11 protein-coding genes are annotated in these 18,769 nt (G+C 71.3%); 8 read left to right on the top strand and 3 right to left on the bottom strand.

The genetic code is table 11. The features are described from left to right. Positions 1-6: 6 nt before the first annotated feature. Entirely contained in the window at positions 7-1,689 is a 1,683-nt protein-coding gene (gene ettA / locus FHP06_RS04250; protein ID WP_147684132.1) for an energy-dependent translational throttle protein EttA, read from the top strand. Between the two features lie 83 nt (positions 1,690-1,772). Here ettA and FHP06_RS04245 read toward each other — a convergent pair whose 3' ends face one another. Further along, positions 1,773-2,249: a MarR family winged helix-turn-helix transcriptional regulator gene (locus FHP06_RS04245; RefSeq protein ID WP_330999598.1), complete on the bottom strand. Its 477-nt coding sequence runs from the start codon at positions 2,247-2,249 to the stop codon at positions 1,773-1,775. Between the two features lie 103 nt (positions 2,250-2,352). Between FHP06_RS04245 and FHP06_RS04240 the strand changes: the two genes are divergently transcribed. Beyond that, positions 2,353-2,901, top strand: a complete 549-nt coding sequence (locus FHP06_RS04240) for a YceI family protein (RefSeq protein WP_147684130.1) — start codon at positions 2,353-2,355, stop codon at positions 2,899-2,901. Positions 2,902-2,957: 56 nt separating this feature from the next. On the opposite strand, the gene FHP06_RS04235 is transcribed toward FHP06_RS04240, so the two are convergent. Continuing rightward, positions 2,958-3,548, bottom strand: a complete 591-nt coding sequence (locus FHP06_RS04235) for a TetR/AcrR family transcriptional regulator (RefSeq protein WP_222706356.1) — start codon at positions 3,546-3,548, stop codon at positions 2,958-2,960. Between the two features lie 97 nt (positions 3,549-3,645). Here FHP06_RS04235 and FHP06_RS04230 point away from each other — a divergent pair, with 97 nt between their 5' ends. The 5 genes from FHP06_RS04230 (at position 3,646) to acpS (ending at position 16,509) form a co-directional block, all read left to right on the top strand. Further along, positions 3,646-4,791, top strand: a complete 1,146-nt coding sequence (locus tag FHP06_RS04230; RefSeq protein WP_147684127.1) for an acyl-CoA dehydrogenase family protein — start codon at positions 3,646-3,648, stop codon at positions 4,789-4,791. Between the two features lie 40 nt (positions 4,792-4,831). Next, positions 4,832-6,052: an acetyl-CoA C-acetyltransferase gene (locus FHP06_RS04225; protein ID WP_147684125.1), complete on the top strand. Its 1,221-nt coding sequence runs from the start codon at positions 4,832-4,834 to the stop codon at positions 6,050-6,052. Then, positions 6,049-6,792: an SDR family oxidoreductase gene (locus FHP06_RS04220; RefSeq protein WP_147684123.1), complete on the top strand. Its 744-nt coding sequence runs from the start codon at positions 6,049-6,051 to the stop codon at positions 6,790-6,792. The genes FHP06_RS04225 and FHP06_RS04220 overlap by 4 nt, the downstream gene beginning before the upstream one ends. Positions 6,793-7,027: 235 nt before the next feature. Then, the gene (locus tag FHP06_RS04215) at positions 7,028-16,117 is read left to right on the top strand and encodes a type I polyketide synthase (RefSeq protein WP_147684121.1); all 9,090 of its coding nucleotides are present in this window, start codon (positions 7,028-7,030) and stop codon (positions 16,115-16,117) included. Beyond that, on the top strand, positions 16,114-16,509 hold the full coding sequence (acpS, locus tag FHP06_RS04210; protein WP_147684119.1) for a holo-ACP synthase AcpS: 396 nt from the start codon (positions 16,114-16,116) through the stop codon (positions 16,507-16,509). Before FHP06_RS04215 ends, acpS begins: the two co-directional genes overlap by 4 nt. Here the strand turns inward: acpS and FHP06_RS04205 are convergent. Further along, complete coding sequence (locus FHP06_RS04205) at positions 16,492-17,412, bottom strand: LysR family transcriptional regulator (RefSeq protein ID WP_187271773.1); 921 nt, start codon at positions 17,410-17,412, stop codon at positions 16,492-16,494. The two genes, acpS and FHP06_RS04205, sit on opposite strands and share 18 nt — an antisense overlap. A 123-nt stretch (positions 17,413-17,535) precedes the next feature. Between FHP06_RS04205 and FHP06_RS04200 the strand changes: the two genes are divergently transcribed. Then, positions 17,536-18,720, top strand: coding sequence for a CaiB/BaiF CoA transferase family protein (locus FHP06_RS04200; protein ID WP_147684115.1), 1,185 nt, complete (start codon positions 17,536-17,538; stop codon positions 18,718-18,720). The last annotated feature ends 49 nt before the right edge of the window (positions 18,721-18,769 follow it).

Genomic DNA, 18,769 nt, shown 5'->3' with positions numbered 1-18,769 from the left:
CCGTCTATGGCTGACTACGTCTTCACCCTCCGCAACGTCCGCAAGGCGCACGGCGACAAGGTCGTGCTCGACAACGTGTCGCTGTCGTTCCTGCACGGCGCCAAGATCGGCGTCGTCGGTCCCAACGGCACCGGCAAGTCCACGCTGTTCAAGATCATGGCCGGGCTCGAGCAGCCCAACAACGGCGACGCGATCAAGGACCCGGAGGCCTCCGTCGGCATCCTCCTGCAGGAGCCGCCGCTGACCGAGGGCAAGACGGTGCTCGAGAACGTCGAGGAGGCCGTCGCCGAGATCAAGGGCAAGCTCGACCGGTTCAACCAGGTCAGCGAGGCGCTCGCCGACCCCGACGCCGACTACGACGCCCTCCTCGCCGAGATGGGCGAGCTGCAGACCGACCTCGACCACGCCAACGCCTGGGACCTCGACTCCCGCTTGTCGCAGGCCATGGATGCGCTGCGCTGCCCGCCGCCGGACGAGCTGGTCGACCACCTCTCCGGCGGTGAGCGTCGCCGCGTCGCGCTCTGCAAGCTGCTCCTCGAGCAGCCCGACCTGCTGCTGCTCGACGAGCCCACCAACCACCTGGACGCCGAGAGCGTCCACTGGCTGGAGGGCCACCTGAAGTCCTACCCGGGCGCCGTCCTGGCCATCACCCACGACCGCTACTTCCTCGACAACGTCGCGGAGTGGATCCTCGAGCTCGACCGCGGCAAGACCCACCCGTACGAGGGCAACTACTCCACGTACCTGGAGACCAAGCAGCAGCGTCTGGTGGTCGAGGGCAAGAAGGACGCCAAGCGGGCGAAGATCCTGGCCAAGGAGCTGGAGTGGGTCCGTTCCAACGCCAAGGCCCGCCAGGTCAAGAACCAGGCCCGCCTCAGCCGGTACGAGGAGCTCGCTGCGGAGGCCGAGCGCGCCCGCAAGCTCGACTTCGAGGAGATCAACATCCCGGCCGGTCCCCGGCTCGGCGACCAGGTCCTCGACGCCGTCGACCTGCACAAGAGCTTCGGCGACCGGGAGCTGTTCGACGGCCTGTCGTTCGACCTGCCGCGCGCCGGCATCGTCGGCGTCGTGGGCCCCAACGGCGTCGGCAAGTCCACGTTGTTCCGCATGATCGTGGGGGAGGAGAAGCCGGACTCCGGCTCGCTCGACGTCGGCAAGACGGTCAGCATCTCCTACGTCGACCAGAGCCGCGGCGGCATCGACCCGAAGAAGAACGTCTGGGAGGTCGTGTCCGACGGTCTCGACTTCATCAAGGTGGCCAACTTCGAGGTGCCGAGCCGCGCCTACGTCGCGTCGTTCGGCTTCAAGGGTCCCGACCAGCAGAAGCCCGCGGGCGTCCTCTCCGGCGGTGAGCGCAACCGGCTGAACCTGGCGCTGACCCTGAAGATGGGCGGCAACCTGCTGCTGCTCGACGAGCCCACCAACGACCTGGACGTCGAGACCCTGCAGTCCCTGGAGGACGCGCTGCTGGAGTTCCCCGGCTGCGCCGTCGTGGTCTCGCACGACCGGTGGTTCCTCGACCGCGTCGCCACCCACATCCTGGCGTGGGAGGGCACCGACGAGGACCCGGCCCGCTGGTTCTGGTTCGAGGGCAACTTCGAGGACTACGAGAAGAACAAGGTCGCCCGTCTCGGCGAGGAGGCCGCCCGGCCGCACGCCGTCACGCACCGCCGCCTCACGCGCGACTGACTCAGGTCTCGATACGACGGGCGCCTTCGGCGCGCACACTCGACCTGGCCGCACGCTCGCGCGCAGAGCGCGCTCGGTGCGTCTCAGAAGCGCTGGCCGTTGAGCGTGGCGATGACCCGCTCCATGATGCGGCCGAGAGCCGCGAAGTCGTCGGTGGGCGCGTTCTCGATCAGGTAGTCGTGCACGCCGCGGACGTGGGTGTGCGCGGCCTCCTCCAGCACGGAGAACCCGTGGTCGGTGAGGAGGGCGCTCACGCCGCGGCCGTCCTCGGAGCACTGCGCGCGCTCGACGATGCCCGCGCGCTCGAGCCGGCTGATGGTGTGCGTGACCCTGCTGCGTGAGTGCGACACGGCCGCTGCGAGCTCGGCCATCCGGATCGACCGGCCGGGCGCCTCGGACAGGCGGACGAGGATCTCGTACTCGCCCATCGACAGTCCGTGCTTGGTGCGCAGGTCGCGATCGAGCTGGTCCATGAGCACGGTGACGCCGCCGAGGAACGCGCGCCAGATGCGCTGCTGCTCGGCGTCCAGCCACGGGGTGTCCGTGCTGATCTTCGTCACGAGAAGAATCTTAGGCGTTTGGGGAATGTTGAACCGTCAACTATGGTTGTGCAGGAGTAAGTGGTTGAAACGTCAACCAAACAGACATTCGGAGGATTCAGAGATGAGCACCACCACCACCGCACTGAGCACCGGCACCTGGACGATCGACCCGGCCCACACCGAGATCGGTTTCAGCGTCCGTCACCTGATGAGCAAGGTGCGCGGCAACTTCAAGCAGTTCGAGGGCTCCGTCACCACCGGCGAGAACCTCACCGACACGGCCGTCCGCGTCTCGGTCGACCTGAGCTCGATCGACACCGGCAACACCGATCGTGACAACCACCTGCGTTCGGGCGACTTCTTCGAGGTCGAGACGAACCCCACCATGACCTTCGAGTCGACCGACGTCCTGGAGAAGGGCGAGGATCGCGTCGTGCTCGTCGGCGACCTGACCATCAAGGGCGTCACGCGTCGCATCGAGCTCGACACCGAGCTGTTCGACGAGGGCGCCGACCCGTGGGGCGGCACGCGCTTCGGTGCGGAGGCCACCGCCGAGATCAGCCGCAAGGACTTCGGGATCGACTTCAACATCCCGGTCCAGGGCGACCGCGTGATGATCGGTGACAAGGTCACCATCGTCATCACGGCTCAGGCCGTGCTTCAGGCCTGACCTCCGAAAAGGCACGCCGGCACCCGTTCAGGGTGCCGGCGTCGTCATGTCCGGGGTCAGGCGCGCGGGGCCGTCATGCGGACGGCGAGGTCGGCGTGCAGGCCGGCCACCTCGCTCGCGGGTCGCGGTCCGTGCGGGTCGAACCAGCGCACGAGGTCGACGCTGAGCGAGAGCAGGGCGCGCGCCGTGCCGGCGAGGTCCTCGACGTCGAACACCCCGGCCTCGACGCCGTGGGCCAGGACGTCCTGCATGCACCGCTCGATCTGACGCCGGTACCCGGCGATCTCGGCGCGGTGCTCGGGGGTCAAGGCGTCGAACTCGTACTGGACGATCCGGCCGACGCGACTGTTCTCGGCGTGCCAGGTGCTGAACTCGTGCACCATCCGGTGCAGCTGCGCAGCCGGCTCGGACTCGTCCTTGGCCGCGCGGGTGATGACGTCGAGGGCGGCGCGGTGACCCTGCACGCTGACCGTGAAGAGCAGGCTCTCCTTGGTGTCGTGGTGGACGTAGACGGCGGCCGGGCTCATGCCGGCGCGCGAGGCGATGTCGCGCGTGGTGGTGGCGGTGAACCCCTTCTCGGCGAACGCGTCGACCGCGGCCTCCAGCAGGCGCTCCCTCGCCGATCGGGAAGCCGTGGCGTCCGTCATACTCGTCCTTTCCTCGGTTGACAGCATGACCCAACCGTCGGATGCTAAGCAAGCGCTTAGTCACGCGTGTTCCGAGCTCTCCACCGACAGGACCCCCATGCGACGCACCATCTTCGACGAGGACCACGAGGCGTTCCGCGGCACCTGTACCGCGTTCCTGGACAAGCACGTCCGCCCCAACGCCGAGAAGCACATCGAGGACAAGGCCTTCCCGCGCGAGTTCTGGCTCGAGGCCGGCGCGCAGGGTCTGCTCGGCCTCGAGGTCCCCGAGGAGTTCGGTGGTGCCGGCGCCGAGGACTTCCGCTTCAACGCCGTGTGGGCCGAGGAGCTGAGCAAGGTGAACGCCGCCCTCGCGTCGTGCGTGGGCATCCACTCCGACATCGTCGCGCCGTACCTGGTCGACCTCTGCACGCAGGAGCAGAAGGAGCGCTGGCTGCCCGGCGTCGCATCGGGTGAGACCTTGCTCGCGATCGGCATGACCGAGCCGGGCGGCGGCTCCGACCTGGCCGCGCTGAAGACCACCGCCGTGCGCGACGGCGACGAGTGGGTCATCAACGGCTCGAAGACCTTCATCACGAACGGCTACTCCGCCGACCTGTACGTCACCGCCGTCCGCACGTCGCCGGAGAAGGGCGCCAAGGGCATCACGCTGTTCGGCATCGAGGCCGACGACGCGGGCTTCAGCCGTGGCCGCAAGCTCGACAAGGTGGGCCAGACCGAGTCCGACACCGCCGAGCTGTTCTTCGAGGACGTCCGCCTCGGCGACGACCGCGTGATCGGCGAGGTCGACCGCGGCTTCATCTACATGATGGAGCGCCTGCCGCAGGAGCGGCTGACCTGCGCGGTGTCCAACGTCGCGCACGCCAAGCAGATCCTCGAGGAGACCATCCAGTACGCGAAGGAGCGCGAGGCGTTCAAGCAGCCCATCGGCTCCTTCCAGCACAACAAGTTCCTCCTCGCCGAGCTCGTCACCCAGATCGAGGCCGCCGAGGCGTTCGTCGACGCGGCCGTCCTCGCGCACAGCCGCGGCGAGCTCACCGCCATCGACGCCGCCAAGGCCAAGTGGTGGTCGTCGCAGGCGCAGAACGAGGTCATCGACCACTGCGTGCAGATCCACGGCGGCTACGGCTTCATGAACGAGTACCGCGTGGGCCGCGCCTGGCGCGACGCCCGCGTCTCGAAGATCTGGGCCGGTTCCAACGAGATCATGAAGGAGCTCATCGGCCGCGACCTCGGCTTCTGATCCCCGCACGTCCTCCAGCCAATACCCCGAAAGGCACCTCATGCCCGAAGCAGTGATCGTCTCAACCGCCCGTTCGCCGATCGGGCGAGCCGTCAAGGGTTCGCTGAAGGACATGCGTCCCGACGACCTCACCGCCCAGATGGTGCGCGCCGCGCTGGACAAGGTGCCCGCCCTCGACGAGGCCGACATCGTCGACCTCATGGTCGGCTGCGGCCAGCCCGCCGGTGAGTCCGGCTACAACATCGGCCGCAACGTCTCCGTGCTGCTCGGCATGGACCACGTTCCCGGCACCACCGTGAACCGGTACTGCTCCTCGAGCCTGCAGACCACCCGGATGGCGTTCCACGCGATCAAGGCGGGCGAGGGCGACGTCTTCATCTCCGCCGGCGTCGAGACGGTCAGCCGGTTCGCGCAGGGCATGGCCGACGGCAGCCCGAACACCAAGAACCCGATCTTCGACGACGCGCTCGCCCGCACCGAGGAGCGCGCCGCCGGCGGTGCCGAGGCGTGGCACGACCCGCGCGAGGACGGGCGCATCCCCGACGCCTACATCGCGATGGGTCAGACCGCGGAGAACGTCCAGCAGCTCATCGGCATGAGCCGTGAGGAGCAGGACGAGTTCGGCGTCCGCAGCCAGAACCTGGCCGAGAAGGCGATCGCCGACGGCTTCTGGGCCAAGGACATCACCCCGGTCACGCTCCCCGACGGCAGCGTCGTGGACTCCGACGACGGCCCGCGCGCCGGCGTCACGATCGAGGCGGTCTCGCAGCTCAAGCCCGTGTTCCGCCCCGACGGCACCGTCACTGCCGGCAACTGCTGCCCGCTGAACGACGGCGCGGCCGCCGTGGTGATCATGAGCGACAAGAAGGCCGAGGAGCTTGGTCTCACGCCGCTGGCCCGCGTCGTGTCCACCGGCGTCACCGGCATCTCCCCGGAGATCATGGGCCTCGGTCCGATCGAGGCCACCAAGCAGGCGCTGAAGCACGCCGGCATGAGCATCGACGACATCGACCTGTTCGAGATCAACGAGGCGTTCGCCGTCCAGGCGCTCGGTTCGGCGCAGGCGCTCGGCATCCCGATCGACAAGCTGAACGTCAACGGTGGCGCCATCGCAGTCGGCCACCCGTTCGGCATGACCGGCGCCCGCATCACCAGCACCCTGATCAACTCGCTGCAGCACCACGACAAGCAGTTCGGCGTGGAGACGATGTGCGTCGGCGGTGGCCAGGGCATGGCCATGGTCCTCGAGCGCCTGTCGTGAGGTTCGACGGAAAAGTAGCCGTCGTCACCGGCGCGAGCCGGGGCATCGGTCTGGGCATCGCCGAGCGGCTGGTGGCCGAGGGCGCGAAGGTCGTCGTCACGGCGCGCAAGCCCGAGGCGCTCGCCGAGGCCGCGGAGGGGCTCGGCGAGAACGCCGCCTGGGTGGCCGGGCACGCCGACGACGAGTCGCACCAGGCCGAGACGATCGCGACGGCGCTGGAGAAGTTCGGCCGGCTCGACCTGCTGGTCAACAACACCGGCATCAACCCGGTCTACGGGCGGATGATCGACGTGGACCTCGGCGCGGCCGAGAAGATCATGCGGGTCAATGTGATCTCGGCGGTGGCGTGGGCGCAGAAGGCCTACCACGCGGCGCTGAAGGACTCCGGGGGAGCGATCGTCAACATCTCCTCGATCGGCGGCACCAAGCCGGCGCCCAACCTGGGCATGTACGGCACGTCGAAGGCCGCGCTCATCCACGTCACGAAGGAGCTGGCCCTCGAGCTGGCACCGGACATCCGCGTCAACGCGGTGGCCCCGGCGGTCGTGAAGACGCGGTTCGCCGGCGCGCTCTACGAGGGCCGCGAGGACGAGGTCGCTGCGACCTACCCCGCGAAGCGGCTCGGCGTCCCCGAGGACATCGCGTCCGTCGTCGCGTTCCTGCTCTCCGACGACGCCGCGTGGGTCACCGGCCAGACGATCGTCATCGACGGGGGACTGTCGCTCACTGGCGGGGTGTAGTCCGCAGGCGGCGCGAGCGCCAGCGAGCGAGCGCCGGAGGAGGTCGAGCGCGTCACGCCGAAGGCGTCAGGGTGACGAGACCTGGCGAGCAGTCAGGCTCGCCTCCGGCGTGGTCTCGATACACCTCCAGCTCGCTGGCGCTCGCGGAGGCACTCGACCACCGGCGTGATCAAAAAGATGAGGCTTTCCTCATATAAAACTTGAGGAAAGCCTCATGTTTTGTCACCATGGGTGAGTGACGACTCTTGACGCGACGCCCACCCAGCCCATCACCGATCCCCGCAGCGAGCACCGAGCCGCCCTCGTCGACCGCTTGGCCGACGGCACGCCGTACGCCGTCGTGTTCGGCGGCCAGGGCACGGCCTGGCTCGAGCCGTTGGCCGAGCTGGCCCGTGACTTCGCGCTGGAGGGCGACCTCGCGGCGCTCGTCGAGCGGGTGGACGCGATGCTCGCGCCGGTGACCGCTGAGCTGCTGCGCAGCGGCGTCTCGTTCACGCCGACCGCGTGGCTCGACGTGCTGGCAGTGGGGGAGTCGGCCGAGGACGACGACGCGCCTCAGCTGCCGGACCCGACGGTCCTGCGAGCTCCCGCGGCCTCGATCCCGGGCATCTTCCTGACCCAGGTCGCCGGCCTCCGCGCGCTGCGCCGTCAGGGTCTCGACCCACGCACCGTCGCTCCCGTGGCCACCGCCGGCCACTCGCAGGGCGTCCTCGCCACCCAGCTGCTGTCCGGGGCGGACGAGGCCGAGCTCCTCGCCTACGCCCGCCTGATGGGTGCCGCCACGCAGGTCGTCGCGCGTCGTCGCGGCCTGCTGGGCGAGGCCATGGTCAGCGTCTCCGGCGCGAGCCCCGACGCCGTGCGCGACGCACTGACCGACCTCCCCGAGTCCAGCCGCGTGGCGATCCGCATGCGGAACGGCCGCCGCGCCGTCGTGCTCTCCGGCCCCGAGGCGGGCCTGCGCCGCGCCGTCAGCCTGCTCGAGGAGCGCGCCGAGCAGGAGCGCTCCGACCGTGAGCGCAAGGTCACCGGCGGCGCCGCGTTCGCCCCGGTGATCGAGACGCTCGCCGTCGGCGGCGCCTACCACCACCCTGACCTCGACGAGGGCGCCGAGCTCGTCGCCACGTGGGCGGAGGCGTGCGGCCTGGACCACGAGCGCGGCCGCGACCTCATGACCAGCACCGTCGTCGACCCGGTCGACTGGGTGACCGAGCTCGAGCGCGTCATGGACGCCGGCGCTCGCTGGGTCCTGGACCTCGGCCCGGCCGACGTCGCCACCGGCCTGTCCGCCCGCGAGCTGCGCTCGCGGGGCATCGGTGTCGTCGCCACCACCACGCGTCGCGGCCACCGTGAGCTCACCGCGCCTGGTGCGGCGCCCCGTCTCGCCACCCCGTGGTCGGCGTACGCGCCGTCCGTCGTCACGCTGCCCGACGGCTCGCTGCACGCCGAGACCCGCTTCTCGCGCCTCACCGGCCGCTCGCCGATCCTGCTGGCGGGCATGACGCCCACCACCGTCGACCCCGCGATCGTCGCGGCCGCGGCGAACGCCGGCTTCTGGGCCGAGTTCGCCGGCGGCGGCCAGGTCAGCGAGCCGATCTTCGCCGAGAATGTCGCCCGCCTGGACGCGCTCCTCGACGACGGCCACACCTACGCGTTCAACTCGCTGTTCCTCGACCCCTACCTGTGGAAGCTGCACCTGGGTGGTAACCGCCTCGTGCAGCGCGCTCGCGCGGCCGGCTCTGCCGTCGACGCCGTCGTCGTCACCGCCGGCGTGCCCGAGCTCGACGACGCCGTCGCGCTCGTGGAGGAGCTGCGCGCGGGCGGCTTCGAGCACGTCGTGTTCAAGCCCGGCACCGTCAAGCAGGTCAAGCAGGTCCTGGCGATCGCCGACGCCGTCGCGCCGACGCCCCTGATCGTGCAGATCGAGGGTGGCAAGGCCGGCGGCCACCACTCCTGGGAAGACCTCGACGAGCTGCTGCTGAGCACCTACGCCGACCTGCGGGCCCGCGACAACGTCGTCGTGTGCGTGGGCGGCGGCATCGGCACGCCCGAGGCTGCGTCGGCGTACATCACCGGCACCTGGTCGCGGAAGCACGGCTTCCCGGCGATGCCGCTCGACGGCGTGCTCGTCGGCACGGCTGCCATGGCGACGCTGGAGGCCACCACGGCTCCCTCGGTCAAGCAGCTCCTCGTCGACACGCCCGGCACGCCCGACTGGATCGGGGCGGGCTCGGCCGTCGGCGGCATGGCGTCGGGCCGCAGCCAGCTCGGCGCCGACATCCACGAGATCGACAACACCGCGTCCCGCGTCGGGCGTCTTCTCGACGAGGTCGCCGGGGACGCCGACGCCGTCGCCGCGCGTCGCGACGAGATCGTCGAGGCGCTGAACCGCACGTCCAAGCCGTACTTCGGCGACGTCGCCACCATGACCTACGCGCAGTGGCTGGCCCGATACCTGGAGCTCAGTGGCGATCCGGAGTGGTTGGACGTGACGCTTCGGGACCGGTTCCACGCGATGCTGCAGCGGACCGAGGCCCGCCTGCACGACGCCGACCACGGCGAGGTCCCGACGCTGTTCGCGTCCGAGGACGCCGTCGATGACGGCGCCGCCGCGCTGGCGCGACTGCTGCAGGTCTACCCCGAGGCGGCCAAGATCGTGCTGCACCCGGCGGACGTGCCGTTCTTCGTCGCCGAGTGCAAGCGCCCCGGCAAGCCGGTCAACTTCGTGCCCGTCCTCGACGCCGACGTGCGGCGCTGGTGGCGCTCCGACTCGCTCTGGCAGGCGCACGACGACCGCTACGACGCCGACGCCGTCTGCGTGATCCCCGGGCCGGTCTCGGTCGCGGGCATCACGCGCGTCGACGAGCCGGTCGCCGACCTGCTGCGTCGCTTCGAGTCCGCCGTGGTCGACGACGTCGTGGCCGCCGGCCGCGCCCCGCTGGCGGTCGTCGGTCGTCGACGCGAGGAGTCCGTCGCCGGACCCGTGTCGCTCGTCCTCGCCGCCCCTGACGTCGTCTGGGCCGGTCGCACCGTCCGGAACCCGGTGAAGCGCCTCGGTGCCCCGGCGGGGGTGCCGGGCCGTGGGCGGCAGATGGGCAGCGGGTGGGTCGCCGCCGACGACGCGCGCGCCGAGCACCCGGAGACCGGCGCCGTGCTCGTCGCCTCCGACGCCCGCACAGTGGAGCTGACCGTGCCCCTGTCCCGCGCCGGGCGCACGCTGACGTTGCCGTTCGACGTCTCGCCCGCCGTCGCCGCCGGTGCGGCACCCGTGGTGTCCACCGACGCCGCCGCAGCCGCGATGCACGCGCTCCTGACCACAGCCGCCGGCAACTCGGTGCCGCAGGTCGTCGACCACGTCGCGACCCTGGACGTCGCCTGGAACCCCGACCTGGTCGCCGACCACGCCGGCGTCGTCGGACTGCCCGGCCCGGCCGTGGCGCCCGACGTGCTCGTCGGACTCGCCTGGCCCGCCGTCTTCGCGGTCGTCGGCGCCGCCACAACTGACGAAGGCCACCCGGTCGTCGAGGGCATGCTCGACCTCGTCCACCTGGACCACGCCATCGCGCTGGCCGACGGCGTCCCGTCGTCGCCGGCCACCCTGACGGTGACCGCCACCGAGACCGGTGTGGTCGACACCGACATGGGCCGCGTCGTCACCGTCGAGGTCCAGGTCGAGGCCGAGGGCTCGCCCGTCGCCACGCTGACCGAGCGCCTCGCGGTGCGGGGCCGCCCGGGCGCGACGCCGCTCGGTGACCCCCAGCGCGCCGGCGGCACCATCGAGCAGCACGTCGACACGCCCCGTCGCTCGCGGGCGTCGGCCACGGTCGTCGCCCCCGACGACCTGCACGCGTTCGCCGCAGTCACGGGCGACCACAACCCGATCCACACCAGCACCCCGGCCGCACGTCTGGCCGGTCTGGGCGAGCCGATCGTCCACGGCATGTGGATCTCGGCGGCCGCCCAGCGCGTGCTGGCCGGCGAGACCCGCCGCCGCATCATCGGCTGGACCAGCCGGTTCATGAGCCCGGTGCGCCCGGGCGCGTCCGTCGACGTCCGCGCCGACCGTGTCGGCCTGCAGGACGGCGACGAGGTCGTCGACATCACCTGCCGCGTCGGGGGAGAGGTCGTCATGGCCGCCTCCGCGCGGCTCGCCGCCCCGCGCACCGCCTATGCCTTCCCGGGCCAGGGCATCCAGCGCCCGGGCATGGGCATGGACGGCTACCAGCGGAGCAAGGCGGCGCGAGCCATCTGGGACCGCGCCGACGCGCACACCCGCTCGATCCTCGGCTTCTCGATCCTCGAGGTCGTCCGCGACAACCCGACCGAGATCGTCGCCGCGGGCACGACGCACCGGCACCCCGACGGCGTGCTGTTCCTGACCCAGTTCACGCAGGTTGCCATGGCCGTGCTCGGCGCCGCCCAGATGGCGGAGCTGCGCGAGGCCGGCGCGTTCGTCGAGGGCTCCGTGCTCGCCGGTCACTCGGTCGGTGAGTACAACGCCCTCGCCGCCGTCTCCGGTGTCATCCCGCTCGAGGCCGTCGTCGAGGTGGTCTTCCAGCGCGGCTCGGTGATGCACACGCTCGTGCCCCGGGACGCCGAGGGCCGCAGCAACTACCGGCTCGCCGCCATCCGCCCGTCGCAGCTCGGACTCGCCGACGACGAGGTCAAGGGCTTCGTCGAGTCCGTCGCTGAGCGCACTGGCGAGTTCCTGGAGATCGCCAACTACAACCTGAAGGGCTCGCAGTACGCCATCGCCGGCACCGTCGCCGGCCTGAAGGCGCTCGAGGCCGAGATCGACGAGCGTCGTGAGGCATTCGGCGGCAAGGCCGCGTTCATCCTGGTGCCGGGCATCGACGTCCCGTTCCACTCGCGCGTCCTGCGCGGCGGCGTCCGTGACTTCCGGAGCCGTCTCGAGGAGCTGCTGCCGGCGTCGATCGACCCGGCCATCCTGACCGGACGCTACGTCCCGAACCTGGTGCCGCGGCCGTTCTCGCTCGAGCGCGACTTCGTCGCTGCTGTCGCCGAGCTGGCGCCGGAGGGCCCGCTGAACGGTGTGCTGGCCGACTTCGACGCCTGGGCCGCCCGCCCCGGCGAGCTGTGCCGCCTGCTGCTCATCGAGCTGCTCGCCTGGCAGTTCGCCAGCCCGGTCCGCTGGATCGAGACTCAGGACCTGATGTTCGCCTCGATCGAGGACGGGGGACTGGGCATCGAGCGGTTCGTCGAGATCGGCGTCGGCTCCGCCCCGACGGTCGCCAACCTCGCGTCGTCGACCCTCAAGCTGCCGGCGGTCCAGCGCCTGACGGCCGGACCGGTCGAGGTGCTCAACGCCGAGCGCGACGCCGCCGTCCTCTTCGCCACCGACGAGGAGCCGGTCGTCGACGACGAGCCCGAGGACACGGTCCGTGAGCCAGGGGGCACCTCCCGCGAGCGCAGCGAGCGGGGGAGCGAAAGGACGGAGGTGGCTTCGACAAGCTCAACCACCGTGGTTTCGACAAGCTCAACCACCGGGCCGCGTCCGGACGACCTTCCGTTCACGGCCGCCCACGGCACCGGGCTGCTGATCGCCTGGTGGACGAAGCTGCGGCTCGACCAGATGGGCGCGGCCGACTCGATCGAGTCGTTGTGCGACGGCGTGTCCTCGCGCCGCAACCAGCTGCTGGTCGACCTGGGCGGCGAGCTCGGGCTCGGCGCCATCGACGGTGCAGCGGAGGCCGACCTCCCGACGCTGTCGACGCAGGTCACCGGCCTCGCTCGCGGCTACAAGCCGTTCGGCCCGGTGCTTACCGAGGCGCTCGGCGACCACCTCAAGAAGGTGCTCGGCCCCACGGGTCGCAAGCAGGCCGCCGTCACCGACCGCGTGATCGACGTCTGGCAGCTCGGCCCCGGCTGGGCGAAGCACGTGCTCGCCGAGCTCGCCCTGGCGACCCGCGAGGGCACCAGTGTCCGCGGCGGTGACCTGGGCACCCTCTCCGGTCTGTCCTCGGCCGCCGACGTCGACGCAGCCGTCGACGCCAGCGTCCAGGCCGTGGCCGCGCGCCACGGCGTGTCCGTCGACCTGCCCAGCGCCGGCGGCGGCGAGGCCACCGTCGACGCGGCCGCCCTCGCGGAGATCACCGGCGAGATCACCGGTCCTGACGGCGTGCTCGCCAGCACCGCGCGACACCTGCTGAACCGACTCGGCCTGGCCGACCAGCCGGTCGAGGCCGCGAACAACGAGGACGACGCACGCGTGCTCGCACGCGTCGAGGCCGAGCTCGGCTCCGACTGGGTGAACCTCACCGCGCCGGCGTTCGACGAGCGTCGCGCCCTGCTGCTCGACGACCGCTGGGCCAGCGCCCGCGAGGACCTCGCCCGCCTGGTGTCCGGTTCCGACGTCGAGGCCACCTTCGTCGGCACTGGCGAGGCCGTGGCCCGGCAGGCCGAGTGGTGGGCTCGCACCACCGAGGACGCCGACCTCCGGGCGCGTCTGGTGAGCATCGCTGCCGAGGCACGCACCGACGAGCCGGGCATCTACGCCGGCGACATCGCCGTGGTGACCGGAGCCGGCAAGGGCTCGATCGCGGGCGCGGTCGTCGGCCGTCTGCTGGCCGGCGGCGCGACCGTCGTGGCCACCACGTCGAACCTCGACACCGGCAAGCTGCGGTTCTTCCGCGACCTCTACCGCCGCCACGCGCGCGGCGGTGCCGCCCTCTGGGTGGTGCCGGCCAACATGGCGTCGTTCGCCGACGTCGACGCGCTGGCCTCCTGGATCACCTCCGAGCAGACCCGCACCGTCGGCAGCACGACCACGGTCGTGAAGCCGGCGCTGAAGCCGACCCTGCTGTTCCCGTTCGCGGCGGGTCGCGTGGCCGGCGACCTGACCGACGCGGGCAGCCGCGCCGAGGTCGACACCCGCATCCTGCTGTGGTCGGTCGAGCGCCTGATCGGTGCTCTCGCGGGCCGGTTGCACGTGGTCCTGCCGGGCTCTCCCAACCGCGGCATGTTCGGCGGCGACGGCGCCTACGGCGAGGCGAAGGCCGCGCTCGACGCGATCGCCACCAAGTGGCGCGCCGAGCGCACGTGGGGCGACCAAGTCACGCTGGCCCACGCCATCATCGGCTGGGTCCGTGGCACCGGCCTCATGGGCGGCAACGACCCGCTCGTCGAGGCCGTCGAGGCCGCCGGCGTCCGGACGTACTCGCCGGACGAGATGGCGGCCGAGCTGCTCAGCCTCTGCACCGCCGGGGCCCGCGAGTCCGCCACCCGCGCGCCGCTGACCGTCGACCTGACCGGCGGTCTGGGCGAGGCGGACCTGGACCTGCGAGCGCTCGGGTCGGACGTCCTTTCGACAAGCTCAAGGACCGAGACGGTGGTTGAGCGCGTCGAAGCCACCATTCCGGCGCTTGCTCCTTCACCCGCGCAGCTGCCCGAGCCCTCGACCCCGGAGTGGGGTGACGTCTCGGCTCGCCCGGAGGACCTCGTGGTCGTCGTGGGCGCCGGCGAGCTCGGGCCCTACGGCTCGGCGCGGACGCGGTTCGAGATGGAGGTCGACGAGGAGCTCTCGGCGGCCGGCGTGCTCGAGCTGGCCTGGACCACCGGGCTGGTGGCCTGGGACGACGCGGCCGGCGGCTGGTACGACCGCGAGAGCGGCGACGCCGTGCCGGAGGCGGAGATCCACGAGCGGTACCACGACGTCGTCGTCGAGCGCGTGGGCATCCGCACCTACGTGGACGACGGCTCGATGGTCGATCACAGTGCCCCGCTGCTGACGTCGGTCTTCCTCGACCAGGACCTCGCCTTCACGGTGAGCAGCGAGGCCGAGGCCCGTGCGATGCACGCCGCCGACCCGGAGCGCACGACGATCGCGTCGACGCCCGATGGTGAGTGGACCGTCACCCGCAAGGCCGGCACCGAGATCCGCGTGCCGCGCCGGATGTCGCTCAGCCGCACCGTCGGCGGGCAGATCCCGACCGGCTTCGACCCGTCGGTGTGGGGCATCCCGGCCGAGATGCTGGAGTCCGCCGACCGCGTGGCCGTCTGGAACCTCGTCTGCACCGTCGACGCGTTCCTGTCCAGCGGCTTCACGCCGGCCGAGCTGATGCGGTGGGTGCACCCGGCGCTGGTCGCCAACACCCAGGGCACCGGCATGGGCGGCATGAGCTCCATGCACGCGCTGTACATCAACACGCTGCTGGGGGAGAGCAACCCGAACGACATCCTGCAGGAGGCGCTGCCGAACGTCATCGCGGCGCACGTCGTGCAGTCGTACGTCGGCAGCTACGGCGCGATGATCCACCCGGTCGCGGCCTGCGCCACCACGGCCGTCTCGGTCGAGGAAGGCGTCGACAAGATCCGGCTCGGCAAGGCCGAGTTCGTCGTGGCCGGCGGCTTCGACGACCTCAGCACCGAGGGCATCGTCGGGTTCGCGGACATGTCGGCCACGGCCGACACGGACGCGATGCTGGCCAAGGGCATCGACGCCCGTCGCGTCAGCCGCGCCAACGACCGCCGTCGCGGCGGGTTCGTGGAGTCGCAGGGTGGCGGCACGCTGCTGCTGGCCCGTGGCGACGTCGCGGCCCGGATGGGCCTGCCGGTCCTGGGCGTCGTGGCCTACGCCGCGTCCTTCGCCGACGGCGTGCACACGTCGATCCCGGCGCCTGGCATCGGTGCGCTGGCCGCCGGACTCGGTGGCCGCGAGTCGGCGCTGGCCCGCTCGCTGGCGTCGGTCGGCCTGACGGCCGACGACATCGGCGTGGTCAGCAAGCACGACACGTCGACGGACGCGAACGACCCGAACGAGTCCGAGCTGCACGAGCGGCTCGCTGCGGCGATCGGCCGCAGCGAGGGCAACCCGCTGTTCGTGGTCTCGCAGAAGTCGCTGACCGGCCACTCGAAGGGCGGCGCCGCGGCGTTCCAGCTCATCGGCCTGAGCCAGGTGCTGGCGTCCGGGGTCGTCCCGCCGAACCGCAGCCTCGACTGCGTCGACGAGGTCCTCGACGAGCACGAGCACCTGGTGTGGCTGCGCGAGCCCCTGGCCGCCGGATCGCTGAAGGCGGGCCTGGTCACCAGCCTCGGCTTCGGCCACGTCGCCGGCATCATCGCGCTGGTGCACCCGCAGGCGTTCGTCGCGTCGCTCGACCCGACCCAGCACGAGGACTACCTCGCCCGGTCGCGCGAGCGCGTCGTCGAGGGCCGGCTCCGGCTGGCCCGGGTGATGTGCGGTGGTGAGCCGGCGTACCAGAAGACGTCCGGGCGCCGTCTCGGCAAGGGTGACGAGGTCAAGGACCGGGAGGCAGCGATGCTGCTCGACCCGGCGGCACGGCTCGGCGAGGAAGGCGTCTACGCGTGACGATCCTGGGCGTCGGGGTCGACCTGGTGCACGTGCCAGGATTCGCGGAGCAGCTCGAGCAGCCCGGGTCGCGGTTCGAGGGCGTCTTCACGCCGGGGGAGCGGCGGGACGCGAACGGTCGCACCACCGATGCGTCCCGCCACCTCGCGGCTCGCTGGGCCGCGAAGGAGGCGGTGGTGAAGGCCTGGTCGGCGTCGCTGCACGGCTCGGCGCCGGTCATGGGCGACGAGGCCCTCGGCCTGATCGAGGTCGTGACCGACGCCTGGGGCCGTCCGCGCATCCGCCTGCACGGCGAGGTCGCCAAGCACCTGGAGGACGTCTCGATCGAGATCTCCCTCAGCCACGACGGCGACTACGCGACCGCCTACGCGGTCCTAGTCCGCAGCACGTGACGCCGGCCTCGCGGCGACGCCGTCGACGTCCAGCCCCTCTGCCTGCTCGGTGATCAGGCGCCGGACCGTCAGCGCCGAGCGCGACGGACGCGTGTCCGACCGCTGGACCAGGCACAGACGCAGAGGTTCCGCGTCGCGGATCGGGATCCACCGCAGACCGGCGTCGTCGTCGGGGTGTCCGGCCGACCCGACGATCCCGATGCCCGCACCCTGGGCGACCATCAGCCTGACCGAGCGCGCCGAGGCGGACTGCACGACCACGTCCGCCGCCGGAAGCGCGTCGTGGAGCCGGCCCCACAGGACGGTCCCCTCGCGGAGCGTCACGATCGGCCAGGTCTCGAGGTCCTTCCACGCCACGGAGTCACGCTCGGCCAGCAGGTGGTCGACCCGGACCACGATGCCCACCGACGACGAGAACAGGTGGATGCGCGAGACGGACGTGGGCGGAGGGCCGGCGGGCTCGCTGACGACGCCCAGGTCGAGATCGCCCGTCGCCACCGCCGCCTCGATCTCCGTGGACGACGCCTCGGACACGAAGAAGCGCAGGCCGGCGTGGTCCTTGCGCAGCAGGCCGACGATCGGCGCGATGACGATCTCGGCCGCTGCGGAGACGGCGCCGATGGCCACGCGGCCCTGATACGCCCCGCCGGACTCCGTGGCCGCGTCCAGGACGCCGTCCTCCGCGGTCACCAGACGGGTGAGCGGCTCGATCAGGGCCTGGCCCGCCGGCGTGGGACGCACGCCAGTGCGACTGCGGGTCAGCAGCACGACGTCGAGCTCTTCCTCGAGCAGGACGATCTGCTGCCCGATGGCCGGCTGGCTGATGCCGCAACGGGCCGCCGCGGCGCGCAACGATCCCGTCTCCACGGCCGCCAGGAAGTAGCGTGCCCGCTCGACTCGCATGGCTCGACGATAACCAAAAGCTTTCACCGCCGGTAGGTCCTGCTGTGTTCCCGTCTCGGGCGGGGTCGGCAAAAGTGGAGCCATCGACGACCAGTCGAGGGCTTCTCATGAAAGGCACGGGTTATGACGCGAGCGCCGTTGGACCGCATCACGGTGCTCGACCTGTCGACGATCCTTGCGGGCCCGCTCACCTCGTCGCTCCTCGCCGAGTTCGGCGCGGACGTCATCAAGGTCGAGGAGCCGTCGGCCGGCGACCCCGCTCGCACCTACCCGCCCGTGGTGGACGGCGAGTCCGCCCACTGGTCGGTGCTCGGGCGGAACAAGCGCAGCGTCACGATCGACCTGCACCACCCGGAGGCCGGCGAGCTCGTCGGACGGATCGTCGGCACCGTCGACGTCGTCATCACGAACTTCCGTCCGGCAACCCTGCGCCGGTTCGGGATCGACTTCGACCAGCTGGTGCATTGGCGACCCGACCTGGTGATGGTGCACATCAGCGCGTTCGGGCGCACCGGCCCGTATGCGGACCGGCCGGGCTTCGCTCGCGTCGCGGAGGCGTTCGCCGGTCTCACTCACCGCACCGGGGCTCCGGACGGGCCGCCGGTGTTCGCCGGCTACCCGATCGCGGACGGGGTGACCGGAATGTATGGGGCGTTCGCAGCGATGCTGGCACTGCGCCAGCGTGACCTCACCGGGGAGCCACAACTCGTCGACATCGCGCTGTACGAGCCGCTGCTGCGGATGATGGAGGACTTCATCGCCGACTACGACGTGACCGGCCAGCCGGTGATGCGGCAGGGGAACGAGAACCCGCACATCAGTCCGAACAACCTGTACCGGACGCGCGACGGTCACTGGCTCGCCCTGCCCGCGTCGACCGACCAGATGTGGCAGCGCCTGGTGAAGGCGATGGGAGCCGACGACCTCGCCGACGTCGGCGACATGACCGACCGGGTGCAGCTGCGCCGGAGGATCGAGGCGCGGGTCAGCGACTTCGTTGCTGAGCACGACCTCGAGTCGCTGATGGTCGACCTCACCGCCGCCGGCGTCGCCGCGGGTCCGGTGAACTCCGCGGCGGACATCTTCGCCGACCCGCACATCGCAGAGCGTGGCTCCATCGTCCGGGTGCCGGACCGCCACGGGAGGCCGAGGGCCATGCAGGCGCCGGCCGGCCGTTTCACCGGCTTCGAGGGCACCATCCGCACGCCGGCCCCTGCGCTCGGCGAGCACACCGATGACGTGTTGCGAGATCTCGTCGGACTCGACGAGAACGAGATCGCGACGCTGCACACCAGGGGGGTGGTCTGACGATGCGTGGAGTGGTGCACGTGTTCCCGATCGTCATCCGGTCCGTCAA

It is taken from the genome of Aeromicrobium terrae (assembly GCF_008039565.1).
Taxonomy (GTDB): domain Bacteria; phylum Actinomycetota; class Actinomycetes; order Propionibacteriales; family Nocardioidaceae; genus Aeromicrobium; species Aeromicrobium terrae.
The sequence above is the reverse complement of the archived record's forward strand: the minus strand, read 5'-3'. Positions and strand labels throughout refer to the sequence as shown.

Coding starts and splice junctions, on each gene's coding strand:
- ettA (WP_147684132.1), top strand. CDS start 7: ATGGCTGACTACGTCTTCACCCTCCGCAACGTCCGCAAGGCGCACGGC.
- FHP06_RS04240 (WP_147684130.1), top strand. CDS start 2,353: ATGAGCACCACCACCACCGCACTGAGCACCGGCACCTGGACGATCGAC.
- FHP06_RS04235 (WP_222706356.1), bottom strand. CDS start 3,548: ATGACGGACGCCACGGCTTCCCGATCGGCGAGGGAGCGCCTGCTGGAG.
- FHP06_RS04230 (WP_147684127.1), top strand. CDS start 3,646: ATGCGACGCACCATCTTCGACGAGGACCACGAGGCGTTCCGCGGCACC.
- FHP06_RS04225 (WP_147684125.1), top strand. CDS start 4,832: ATGCCCGAAGCAGTGATCGTCTCAACCGCCCGTTCGCCGATCGGGCGA.
- FHP06_RS04205 (WP_187271773.1), bottom strand. CDS start 17,412: ATGCGAGTCGAGCGGGCACGCTACTTCCTGGCGGCCGTGGAGACGGGA.
- FHP06_RS04200 (WP_147684115.1), top strand. CDS start 17,536: ATGACGCGAGCGCCGTTGGACCGCATCACGGTGCTCGACCTGTCGACG.